This is a genomic window from Pontivivens marinum, from assembly GCF_900231835.1.
Taxonomy (GTDB): Bacteria; Pseudomonadota; Alphaproteobacteria; order Rhodobacterales; family Rhodobacteraceae; genus Pontivivens; species Pontivivens marinum.
This window is the reverse complement of the sequence record NZ_OCTN01000002.1, coordinates 692,313-704,375: the sequence shown is the minus strand read 5'-3', so window position 1 is coordinate 704,375 and position 12,063 is coordinate 692,313. Positions and strand designations below refer to the sequence as shown.

The window sequence follows — 12,063 nt, the reverse complement described above, 5'->3', positions numbered from 1 at the left end:
CTGTTCTTCGCTGAAACGGCTTCTCTTCATCGTCTGTCTCCTTCTTGGAGAACAGGCTAACTCAAAACACCGGACTTTTCAGGGGAGCAGGTCAACGGTACGATCATCGGTTGGGCTGGAACTGTCATTGCTCATAGAGTCGCGTGAGATTGTCCACACACCCTCATCCCCACGGGGCAGGTTCAGCTGGAACCGGTTCTCGAACCCGATCTGGCGTGCGAATGCGACTACACTGTCCAAAGTGATCGCCGTGCCGGATTCCATACCCGTCGCGCCAAGGTCGGAGCCGGAGGCGGGCATCGGTGTTTGCTCCAACGCCCATGGCACCTCATGCGTGGCACCGTGGTTCATACTGGCATGGGTGTCGTCCGATGCGGGGGCGTCCCATTTTGCGGCGGGAAAGGTGCTCCATGCTTGCACGAACTTCTCGCCCCAGATGCCGGACCATGACAGGCCGGAAATCAGGAACAGCACCAACAGGACCGAAATCCACGCTCCGATTGTGGCATGCAGTGTTTTCCAAAGCGCACGGCCCCGCGCCGCCAGATTTGGCACTAGAACCGACAGGCCCTGTCCATTGCGTGGCCACCACAGGTACATGCCCGTCGCGATCAGAACCATGGTGAGCGAGGCCGCAATCTCGATCATCCGGTCGCCTGTGACGCCCAGCATGAACGTGCCGTGGATATTGCTGATGAAATCATACCACCCGCCACGGCGCGACATTTCGGACAGGACTTCACCGGTATAGGGGTTCACCGCGACGAGGATCGCATCGCCCGCTGCATCGACGCGGAAAATCGCGGCCAGATCAGCGGCACGCGGGGCGATATATTGCACCAAGGTGCCATCCGGCACCGCACCCACAGCCGACTGTGAAAGGGTTGAAACCGCCAAAGGCTCACCATTCGGAGTGACGGAAATCCATTCGCCGTCACGTCCGCTCAACGTGCTGATCCACAGCATCGTCAGGCCGGTTAAGGCCAGCATTATCAGGAAGGGGATGACATAGAGGCCGGCATAAAAATGCCAGCGCCATGCGGCGAAATAGAACTTGTTTGTGCCGGCTGCCGTGCTGGCAGGTGCGGACACATGTGTAGGATCGGTAGAAACCACTTTGGTTCTCCTCTTGGGGCGCCTCTGTCACAGAGGGCCATCGTTTGATCATTTGGGTGAGGTCAGATCAGACGAGAGGAGGGCCACGCGGTTTGCGTGACTGATATGGATATGAGGGGCGCTGTACCTGCGCATCAGTAAAGGACAGTTGCGCAGCAGGGCGGCCCTGACAGGAAACCGCTTCATCTGCTGCGATGGGCAGCAGGGCGGCACCAACCAGATGGCAGGTGTCGCATTGCTGAAAGCTCTGCCCGGAATGCCCGCCAACATCGCCGCAAATGCTGTCCAGTGACCCGCCAGCGTCAACATAGGCCTGCAAGGCCGGGTCCAGATCGCTGCTGATAAAGCGGTGCGCATAGCCGGTGCTGGCCATTGCGCAGATCAGCGCAAAGACAACCAGAAGTTTGGAAAATGAAACTTTAAGCCGGACCATGGTGCGATTTCTATAATCGCCACGACGCGTTGTAACCATAGCTGTTGTCACTGCCTGCGTAAAAATGACGCGCTATGGGGCAGGGTGCGCGGTGGGCCATGTCAGGATCAGCTCGGTGCCATTGCCGCAACTGCGAATGTCCAACTGTGCACCGATAGATTTCGCACGGCGCTGCATGCCCGGCAGGCCAAAGCCGCCCGCCTGTCCGGCGCGGGCCAGTGCCGCGTGCACATCAAATCCGACACCATCATCCGAGATCATCAGGGATGTTCTGTCCGTCGCGACGGTGATGGAGGTGGCATTGGCGTGCTTGACCACATTGGTTATCGCCTCCTGCGCGATCCTCATCAGCCGCAGGTTTTGCGAGGGGCCGGGATCGGGCATCACCGGATCATCCTCGATCTGCCAGTTAAAGACCAAGCCGTGCTGTGCCAACAGTGGCTCCAACCGCCCGCGTAACATTCCCAGCAGAACGGAAACATCGCCGCTGGGTGTCATGCTGTCGATCATCAGGGACAGGTCCCGTAGGGCTTCCTCCAGCGCGTCGCGCAGGGTCAGGTCGGTTGTTTGCGTGGATTCCATATAGGCCAGCGCATTTACCAGCTGACCGCCAACGCCGTCATGCAGGTCCAGCATGATCCGCTGCCGCTCATCCGCGACGGCGCGATCACGGGTGAAACGCTCCATCTGGCGATAGCTTTTGGCCAGCTCTGCGGTCTTTTCCGCAACCTGTACCGATAGCGCCCGCGTCATCGCGTCGGAGCGTCGTTGTGCATAGGCCAGCTCGGCCAACAGCACGCCGATAATGGTAAAGGTCATCAACATCGGGCTGATCTGGGCAAATCCGTACAGTGCCATGGTGGGGTCGATCAGCCGCGCGTATCCGCTAATCGTCAGCACAGCCAACAGCACCACGGACACGAGCCAGAACGCGCGGGTCCACAGGCCGCCAATCGTCACCAACTTACCCAGTGCTATGATCGAAATCAGCAGCGTCACTGCATATACCAGCAACGTTACATTCCAGTCCTGCGAGGTCAGCGCGAAAAACACGGTCGCAACAGCAGTAGCTTCGATGGCACGCAGCAGCACGGGCAGGCGCATCGACAGGGACATGTCAGCATATCGTAGGATGAAATAGATTTGCCCCAGCACAGCCAGATCGCGGGCTGTCGTCGTGTCGGGCAAGTCGAAAATCTGGTCCAGTCTGGTCCATTGCAGACTGTACACCGTCGCGCAGGCCGCCGCCGCCGCCATCAGCAGGAATTGCGGTTTGCGTTGCCGGAACAGCCAGAAAATCGCCAGTGATATTGCTGTCGCAATGGTTAAGCCTAGGGCAAACCGGCTGAAACCAACGCGGTATAGGTGCATTAGCTCTGATCGAAGCAGCAGCGCATCCGCCTCACCGATGTGTATTGCAACCAGCGCAAGGTTCCGCTCCTGCGTTGCGCTCAGCTCGATATTCAACGTGTTGTTGTAGTCCTGCAAAACGCTATCAGGAATGATCGCATAAAAGGGCCGGTTCCATAGGCTGCGATAATAGGGGGCCGTATCGTGGATGCGTGAGGTAAAGGATGTGCCGTTAATCGTCAGGGACATATTATCCGATAGGCGCGGCAGATAGACCGCAGTCAGGTCCGAGGGCAGATCAGTGCGATCAAAGCTAAAGGTCAGCGTCGCCTTTTTGCTGTTCTCGTTGTCGATAACAAAATAGGGCAGTGTTACGGGCGCGCAGGGTTGCGCGGTGTCTGGCCTGCATACAATCCCCTGCGACAGGGAGATCGTGTCGGCATCGCTGCTGGGCAGGTCCGCTTGGGTTAGTTGCAGCAACAGCGCGATCAGCCCAGCCGTAAGTGCAGTCAGGATCGACCCTGTTATCCAGTTCACAAAAGGCCCATCCGCGTTGCCTGTATCACTGCCTCGATATTGGAGCTGACCTCCAGCTTTCGGTAAATGGCGTTCACATGGTTGCCGACCGTGCCGACGGAGATTGAAAGGCGGTCTGCGATTTCCTGTCGCCTATACCCGCGCGCGACGGCTTGCAGAACTTCCTGCTCACGCTGGGTCAGGCCGATATCGGCGTTTTCCATCCCATCGGGGCGTTCCGGTCCGACAAGGTTTAACAGAAAACGTGCGATTTGCGGGCTCATCGGGGACCCACCCTCAATGATGGATTGCATGCTTTCGCCAATATCCATCGAGGGCGCTGATTTCAGGATATAACCCCGCGCACCGGCCCGAATGGCCGAAATAACGCGATGTTCGTCCCCGAATACGCTAACGACCAAGCTGTCACAGTCCCAGTCAGCGGCACTGGCTGCACGGATCAAATCCACACCAGACCCGTCCGGCAGACCCAAATCAGTCAGCAACAAACGGGGGCGGAGTTGTTGTAATAGCTCCAATCCACGCTCGACCAAGTGGGCCTCACCAATAACGGTCAGCTTTGGATGTGCGTTTACGGCGGCGCACAGGCGATCTGCGGTGTGAATTCTGTCCTCAACAATAAGCACTGAGGAGATGTCGCTATCGCTCATTAACTGCGGTCCAAGTTGCTGATGTTACACAAAGGTTAACCGATCAAACGGAGGCTGACCATCTATGTTTCCATAGAGCAGGTGCGGGATTTACAGAATTAAGACGGTTAAAATTTGTAAAAAATCTACCGCCTGTATGATTCCATGGATACCATGCGCGCAAATCGGGGCTCATACCTATTGATGACCGAATGCCAGCTTCGGAAATGCGTTTTTGCAGCGGCTTCATTTTGGATTTTGATTGCACTTTGGCGAACCGCCAACCTGTGATCCGCGCTGAAGGACTGCATAAATGGCAACGCCCCTTACCCCGACCGTTACAGGCTACACCACTGATACAGGCACCCCAGGCGATAATATTACCGCGGATCGCACGCTGACATTTACGGGCACGGGAACGCCGGGTGCCTCGGTTGAAATGATCGATCTTGTTTCAGGCCGGACGCTTGCATTTCTATCTGCAATACCTGCTAGCGGCAACTGGACCATAACGGTGGGGGATGGCGGAAACTATCCCAGTGGTTCAGATGGTATTTTGGTGGATGGAACTTACGACATTCGCTTTGGATCACGTGATGGTGGTGATGCCTCGGCGTTGAGTTCCTCTTTTGTCGTTACAGTAGACGGTGCCGATCTGTCGGCGATTGACCTGACCGCTGGTTCAGATACCGGTTCATCCAGTTCTGATAATTATACGGCAGACAGAACGCCAACGGTTGAGTTTACCGCAGGTGCAGGTGACACGCTTGAGATTGACTGGGATGACGGCAATGGCTTTCAGGCCGTTGGTACCGGCACAGGCGGGTCGCAAACCTTTACCAATCCAAATGCATATCCGACTGGCTTCGCGCCTGAGGATAAAACCATTCAGGTACGCTCGACCAAGGAGGGGGTCTCTACGGTTGAGGAAATCACCTTTACCTTTGACCATCAGGCAATTGCCCCGACTGGTGGCGTTGTAGAAACTGGCAGCGGCGCCGATTTCACAAACGACTCGACGCCGACTATCGCGGGCGTTGGCGAAGTCGGCGCCACGATCGAAATTAAGCTGGGTAGTGGCGCCAGCCCTACCGTTGCCTCGACCACCGTGGATGGCGCTGGAAACTGGACGGTAAACTTACCGTCGCTGAGTGACGGGACCTATCAGCTTACCATTCGAAGCGAGGATCAGGCCGGCAATTCTTTCCAGCTTAGTGGCTCTTCCTTTACTGTGGATACCAGCGCCCCTGCGACCCCTACGCTGGATGCCACCGTATCGCACGATACCGGTAGTTCGAATACCGATGGGATTACGTCCGATACCAACTTGAGTTTGAGCGGGACGACCGAAGCAAATACGATTGTAAACGTATATATTGATGGCTCGCTGCTGACTAGCGATACGTCAACTTCTACAGGGGCTTGGGGCAGATCCACTGGCGTTCTGGCTGAGGGCGCCCACACCATTCAAATAGAAGCGGTCGATCGCGCGGGCAACACCTCCTCCATGTCGGCTGTTCGAAACATCACGATTGACACGGCAGCTCCAACCGCCCCGACCATCACCGGCTTCACCGACGATACCGGCACGACGGGCGACGGGATCACCGGCGATACGACACCAACGCTGACCGGCACCGCTGATGCGAATGCGAGTGTCGAGATCCTGCGCGGCGGCTCCGTTGTGGATACGGTCACGGCGGACGGATCGGGGAACTGGAGCTTCACCAGCGCGGCTCTTGGCGCAGGCGATTACGATTTTATCGCGCGTTCTACGGATGTTGCGGGCAATAGTTCCAGCAGCGCGACCCTGAGCATCGAGGTGATCACAGCGGTCACCGCCACGCCGCAGATCACTGGGATCAGCACGGATAGCGGCTCCAGCGGCACGGACCTGCTGACCAATGACACGACGCTGCTGGTCAACGGCACGGCAACGGCAGATGCGGTTATCGAGGTCTATCTGGGCGGGTCGAGCATCGGCACGGCAACGGCGGACGGGGCGGGCGATTGGAGCTTCGACTATACGGGAACGACCTTGGCCGAGGGCGATTACGCCTTCACCGCCACGGCGATTGCACCGGGTGCGAATGTCTCGATGGCGTCATCCGCGCTGAACGTCACGATCGATACGAGCGCGCCAGCAACTCCAACAATTGATCTGGATGCTGCATCCGATAGCGGTTCGAGCGATACGGATAACGTGACGGGCGACGCAACGCCGAGCCTGAGCGGCACGGCCGAGGCGAATGCCAGCGTCGAGATATTCGATGGGGCGTCCTCTCTGGGGACTGTCACAGCAGATGGATCTGGCAACTGGAGCTTCACGGCCGGCACGCTGACCGACGGCGCGAAGGCACTGACAGCGGTCGCCACCGATGCGGCGGGCAATAGCTCGGCGGCCTCGGCAGCACTGAACGTCACGATTGATACGAGCGCGCCAGCAACTCCAACAATTGATCTGGATGCTGCATCCGATAGCGGTTCGAGCGATACGGATAACGTGACGGGCGACGCAACGCCGAGCCTGAGCGGCACGGCCGAGGCGAATGCCAGCGTCGAGATCTTCGACGGCAGCACCTCTCTGGGGACTGTCACGGCAGATGGCTCGGGCAACTGGAGCTTCACGGCTGGCCCGCTGACCGATGACGCGAAGGCACTGACAGCCGTGGCCACCGATGCGGCGGGCAATAGCTCGACGGCCTCGGCAGCACTGAACGTCACGATTGACACCAGCGCTCCAACCGCGCCAACCATCACCGGCTTCACCGACGATACCGGCACGACGGGCGACGGGATCACCGGCGATACGACGCCAACGCTGACCGGAACCGCCGATGCGAATGCGAGTGTGACCGTTCTGGCCAATGGAGCAACCATCGGCGTTGCCATGGCCAGCGCAAGTGGCGCGTGGAGTTTTACTGCCCCAGCGTTGAGCGATGGTAGTTACAGCTTTACCGCGACTTCTGCTGATGCCGCCGGCAACACCTCGGCAGCTTCGGTGGCGGTGGATATAACGATGGATGCTACGAAACCCGACGATTTGACGCTCGACACGGATACGGTTGTCGAGAATTCGGCGGGCGGCACCTTCGTCGGGACAGTTCAGCTTAGCGAGGCGGCGACACTTGTCCTAACGGATGATGCGGATGGTCGGTTTGTGCTGGATGGTGCCGAGCTGAAAGTCGCCAGCGGTGCCGTGCTTGACTACGAGGACCAAACATCGCGGGATGTCACTGTGCAGGCCACGGACGCTGCCGGCAATGTCACCACGACGGTTCTGACCGTTCAGCTATCGGATGTCATCGAAACCTTCGGTGGGGGTGCCGAGGCTGATATGATTTACGGCGATGCTGGTGACAACAACATCATGGCAGGCGGCGGGGATGACTTTATCTTTGGTGGTGCGGGTGATGACAGCATTGATGGGGGTACGGGCAATGACTCGATGGAGGGTGGCACCGGTAATGACGTGATGGTTGACGCACAGGGCGATGACACGATGGACGGCGGTGAGGGCGATGATACGCTCTACATGCTCAACGGGTCGAATGTCGGTCGCGGTGGTGCCGGTGACGATATCATGATCGGTGGGTTCGGCGCAGATACGTTGGAGGGCGGCGAGGGTAATGACATTATCCGCGCTGACGTGTCCACATCAAATGGCGGAAATGACGTGCTGCGCGGTGGTGCTGGTGATGACTTGTTGGAGGGTGGCCTTGGGGCCGATGATTTCATCTTTGCCACCAATGACGGCAATGATGAAATCGGCACGCTGAACATCGATGTCGCTAATCGTGGGGCTAGCAGCACAACGGGGTCTGATTTCAGGTCCGGTGTTGATCAGATTTTCCTCGAAGGGTTCGGTTATCTGGATGCAGCGGAGGCATTTACGCATGTCTCTGATGTAGGCGGGATTGCGACCTTTGACGATCAGGGAACAACCATAACATTTGCCGGATTGACGGCCGCCGACCTGAGCGTCGACGATTTCTTCCTCATCTAAGGATTTGAATATGAACATTCGCATCGCATTGGGCCTTACCGCAGCGGCAGTCACGATGACTGCATGTGGCGACGGTCTGGAATATGTGTCGTTCGCAGATGGCACTTCAACCGCGGTTAGCGCGCTGACCGGGCAGAGCTTGGACAGTAGTGCGCATACAACTAGCCAGCTATCGGGTGAGCTGGATCGGGCGGCGAATACGTTTGAGCTAGGGTCGCTTGACGGTTCCATCGATCTGGCGCGCACGACGGTTACGCTGACTGGTGGTGGTGTGGTTGATTTGACCGGCACGGCTGATTTTGCGCGATTCTATGTGGCGCAGCCGACTGTGGGCAACCAAACGCGTGGTGTGGTTGGTGTTTCAACAGTGACGTATAATGTGCCGGTTACTGGCACGGCCAGCTATACGGGCGCCTCGCAGGTGCGGATTCAGGACGGTCTGAATTTCTATGAATTGCAGGGCACGGTTGCCGCAACGGCTGATTTCGCGGCTGGTACACTGGATGTAACGCTGGATGATCTAGACGGAACACAAACGTTCATTGGCGTAACCAATGTCACCGATGTTGCGACGATCACGATTGCTGATGCGGTCATCAGCGGCAACACTGCCTCGGGTGGTACATCGACGCTGGTTAGCGCCACGATCAATGGTGGCGCAGGGTTTAGCGGTACTCAGACCACCCTGCACGAGGCTGGTTTCTACGGACCATACGCTGATGAAGTTGGCGGCGTGCTCGACATTGTAGATACCGCAACATTCACCGTGTCCGGCGAATATATCGGCGATTGATACAAGACACTGTGATCGTAATGGGTAGGGGGTCAGCAATATGCTGGCCCCTTTCGTTTGGGGTTTGATTATAAGTTTCTGCGACGGAATGTGGCGAAAATTACGTATAAGGCTATGATATTGATAATGGGTTAGCCCATTTAATCCGTATATTCCGGAAACCAACGCAATTGGAAATCACATGCGAAACCTTCTGCTACTGCCCCTCACCTTGGTTATTGCAACGCCGGTTTGGGCAGATGAAACGACGGACAGGTTAGCGGAAATCGCGCATTTCTTTCAGGATGCGACGGTGCTCAACGGCCCACTGGTCGTGGATTGCACGTTGTCCGGCGGAACGCAGACCACGTGCTTTTCCATCACGGTGAAGGCAGAGCCGCAAGCATATCAGCCGGGTCCATGGTGCCCGACCTCAATCACCGACACGGCGGATGCGGGCGGTATCTGGTTGCAGGACGGCGTGGCGCATGACGTTGATGGCGACTTCATTGCAAACCTGTCCACGTTTTATAGCGACGACGGATGGCAGCTATATGATCCGGAAACAGGCGAGGTTCGGGTCACGGATACCCAAACCTCATGCGAGGCTGCTGCCCGCCCGGATGTTGACCCGGAATACAATAATTACTGCGTTCAATGTCTGCCGGAATACATGGATGACGATGCCAGCATGACCTACGTAATCCCGCTGTATCCGCAGGAGGCCGACGAACCCAATCCACCGAATTTCTCCGGTGCGGGAATTGCCTTTAACGGCGTGCGTCTGGATGGACCCGCGCCAGTTGCGGATATTCTGGCCGCACACACGGTTGCTCCCTTTGATGATTGCGGTGGGCATGTGAACACTCATGTCGGATATCACTATCACGCGGTGACGGATTGTCTGGATGATAGTCCTGTCAGCGCCGCCGATGCCCCACAGATTGGCATCGCGATGGATGGTCATGCGATTTACACCGCGCTGTTAGTGGACGGTACGGCGCCAGTTGGTTTGGATCAGTGTAATGGCCATTTCGATGAAACTCTTGGCTATCACTACCATGCGGGTGAGGCAGGCTCGAACGCGATCTTGCCGTGCTTGACCGCGCAAGCCGGTTGCGCATCCGAGGAGGCGGGTCAAACCTGCGATGCATCTGCACGCCCCCCTCGGCCCTGAACCTGATTACAGCGCGGCGAGGGCAGAGGTGATTACCGCCTGAACTCGCCGTGCGCGCGCGGGCAGGATGCGTGCCTTGCGTTGGATCAACCATAACTCATGCCGAACTAGATTGGTTAGCGTGGCGACCTGCAACTTGTCACGGGCAGGGTGGGCGTCAACCCCGCTGCGGGGCAGGATTGTGTAGCCTAGGCCACGCGCCACGGGTTCAGGTATCTGACCAATTTGATTGACAAAACTGCGCTGCCACAACCGGTCCGCGCCGGAATATTCTGTTGGAAAATTCGTGGCCAGCAATGCATCCGCATAGGCGTAGCCGTCTGGATGGGCGATAAATCCCAGTGCTTGTAATTCCGCAAGGCTATCAGGGTGCGCGACGCCCATGGGCAGGATCAGGCATAGATCCTCATACCCGATCCGGTCCCCCTGCAATCGGGCATGGGCGGGCATGTGATCGGCAATGCCCAGATCAACGGAACCGCTGGTCACGCCCTCGATAATGCGTGTTTGGGGCATCGCCTCCAACCGGATGCACAGGGCGGGGGCCGCGGCCATCATGTCCAATAGCAACGGGTAAAGCAGCAATGCCAGTGAGCCGGAGCACGCAACAACCACCTGACCGGTGTCGGGGTCGTCATCCAGCAATGTGTTGCGCAACTGCTGTTCCTCGGCCCGCCGCCTGTGTCCGATGGACAACACGGCCTGACCGGCGGGGGTGGGGGTGAAGCTCTTGCCATCGCGTGACAGCAATGCTTGCCCAACCTGCTGTTCCAGCTTCTTCACATGCTGGCTGACACCCGGTTGCGTCATGTTTAGCGTCGCCGCGGCACGGGTGAAGTGCCCGACCTCACACAGCGTGACAAAGGTTTCCAGCCAGATTGCGTTCAGCATTGTGTGTGCCATTTTCTTATCATTTTCAGGATATATGATAATTTGAAGCGTGGCGCAGTCCAGCTCATATATGGCTCAACTTAACAAATTGAGGCTATGATGACCCAACCAACCCCTAGAACATTCTCGCATATCGGCCTGTCAGTCCCTGATCTGGACGCCGCTGTTGCGTTTTACCGCGATGTAATGGGCTTTTACGTGATTATGGAGCCGACCCAGATCGAGGAGGACGAGACCGATATCGGCGTGATGTGTAACGATGTGTTCGGCGCCGGCTGGAACAAATTCCGCATCGCCCATCTGGCCACCGCTGACCGGATCGGGTTCGAGCTGTTCGAGTTTCCGGACCATCATAAGCCTGCTGATAACCTACCGCATCGTCAGGTCGGCTTGTTCCACTTCGCCATTCAAGACCCGAACCTAGAGGATCTGCTGGAGAAAATCGTGGCCGCTGGTGGTAAGCAACGGATGCCCGTCCGCGAATATTTCCCCGGCGAAAAGCCCTATCGGATGGTCTATGTCGAGGACCCGTTCGGCATCGTGTTTGAGCTGTATTCGCACAGCTATGAGCTGACCTATTCCGCCGGTGCCTATAACTGATTTGGTACGGGTTCCGGTCGTGCCGGAACCCGCAATCCCTTAGCCCCTGTTCAGGGCAACCGGACGCATCACGCCATTGGCGATATGTGCACCGCGCAGGGTTGTTCCAGCCAGCGCGTAGATCGCCTGACTGCCATCGGGCAGCGTAAGTTCTAAGCGACCGGTTTCATCAACTGTCCCGGTCACGCGGCGTGCCGTTGGCGGGGAAACGGAGCTGGCCCCCGTCGCAAAGGTCGCAACCACACTGCCATCCGGTGAGATATGCTCAACCGTCAGGGCATGGCAGGCGCGCGTATCGTCCCACATTCCGTTGACCCACCGTCCCAGCAGGGCTGCTTGGGCTGCGGGAATGCCCTCAAACCCGACGCCGCTTTCGCCACCGGCCAGCGTTGGTACGGTGCAGCCGTCCTGTGGCAGCGCGGTTCCGGCCAGTTGCAGTGGATCTTGACGAGGCTCGACCGGTGGCACACATGCGGCCAACAGAGGCAGGGCGAGGAGTGTAAGGGCGATACGCATGGCTAGTCCTTAATGATAGTCAGGCGCGATCTGCTG

At 57.8% G+C, this 12,063-nt stretch carries 10 protein-coding genes; 4 read left to right on the top strand and 6 right to left on the bottom strand.

Annotation, left to right across the window (positions count from 1 at the left end; all coding sequences use genetic code 11):
• Positions 1 to 78: 78 nt before the first annotated feature.
• The 4 genes from CR254_RS09055 to CR254_RS09040 all read right to left on the bottom strand — a co-directional run bounded on the left by CR254_RS09055 (position 79) and on the right by CR254_RS09040 (position 4,086).
• Positions 79 to 1,116 carry a PepSY-associated TM helix domain-containing protein gene (locus tag CR254_RS09055; protein WP_425440258.1) on the bottom strand — a complete coding sequence of 346 codons (1,038 nt, stop codon included), beginning with the start codon at positions 1,114 to 1,116 and terminating at the stop codon, positions 79 to 81.
• Between the two features lie 67 nt (positions 1,117 to 1,183).
• The gene (locus CR254_RS09050) at positions 1,184 to 1,549 is read right to left on the bottom strand and encodes a hypothetical protein (protein ID WP_145996728.1); all 366 of its coding nucleotides are present in this window, start codon (positions 1,547 to 1,549) and stop codon (positions 1,184 to 1,186) included.
• 72 nt (positions 1,550 to 1,621) lie between these two features.
• On the bottom strand, positions 1,622 to 3,436 hold the full coding sequence (locus CR254_RS09045) for a sensor histidine kinase (RefSeq protein ID WP_097929513.1): 1,815 nt from the start codon (positions 3,434 to 3,436) through the stop codon (positions 1,622 to 1,624).
• Positions 3,433 to 4,086 carry a LuxR C-terminal-related transcriptional regulator gene (locus CR254_RS09040; protein ID WP_097929512.1) on the bottom strand — a complete coding sequence of 218 codons (654 nt, stop codon included), beginning with the start codon at positions 4,084 to 4,086 and terminating at the stop codon, positions 3,433 to 3,435. Before CR254_RS09040 ends, CR254_RS09045 begins: the two co-directional genes overlap by 4 nt.
• Before the next feature lie 292 nt (positions 4,087 to 4,378).
• On the opposite strand from CR254_RS09040, the gene CR254_RS09035 reads away from it, so the two are divergent.
• The 3 genes from CR254_RS09035 (at position 4,379) to CR254_RS09025 (ending at position 10,020) form a co-directional block, all read left to right on the top strand.
• The gene (locus CR254_RS09035) at positions 4,379 to 8,071 is read left to right on the top strand and encodes an Ig-like domain-containing protein (protein WP_097929511.1); all 3,693 of its coding nucleotides are present in this window, start codon (positions 4,379 to 4,381) and stop codon (positions 8,069 to 8,071) included.
• Between the two features lie 10 nt (positions 8,072 to 8,081).
• Positions 8,082 to 8,864, top strand: a complete 783-nt coding sequence (locus CR254_RS09030) for a transferrin-binding protein-like solute binding protein (protein ID WP_097929510.1) — start codon at positions 8,082 to 8,084, stop codon at positions 8,862 to 8,864.
• A gap of 181 nt (positions 8,865 to 9,045) precedes the next feature.
• Complete coding sequence (locus CR254_RS09025; RefSeq protein ID WP_097929509.1) at positions 9,046 to 10,020, top strand: YHYH protein; 975 nt, start codon at positions 9,046 to 9,048, stop codon at positions 10,018 to 10,020.
• Between the two features lie 6 nt (positions 10,021 to 10,026).
• Here CR254_RS09025 and CR254_RS09020 read toward each other — a convergent pair whose 3' ends face one another.
• Positions 10,027 to 10,911, bottom strand: a complete 885-nt coding sequence (locus CR254_RS09020) for a LysR family transcriptional regulator (protein WP_097929549.1) — start codon at positions 10,909 to 10,911, stop codon at positions 10,027 to 10,029.
• Positions 10,912 to 11,007: 96 nt separating this feature from the next.
• On the opposite strand from CR254_RS09020, the gene CR254_RS09015 reads away from it, so the two are divergent.
• Positions 11,008 to 11,511 (top strand): lactoylglutathione lyase family protein, encoded by a 504-nt coding sequence (locus CR254_RS09015; RefSeq protein ID WP_425440257.1) that lies wholly within the window; start codon positions 11,008 to 11,010, stop codon positions 11,509 to 11,511.
• A gap of 39 nt (positions 11,512 to 11,550) precedes the next feature.
• Here CR254_RS09015 and CR254_RS09010 read toward each other — a convergent pair whose 3' ends face one another.
• Positions 11,551 to 12,027 (bottom strand): hypothetical protein, encoded by a 477-nt coding sequence (locus CR254_RS09010; protein WP_097929507.1) that lies wholly within the window; start codon positions 12,025 to 12,027, stop codon positions 11,551 to 11,553.
• Positions 12,028 to 12,063 lie beyond the last annotated feature (36 nt).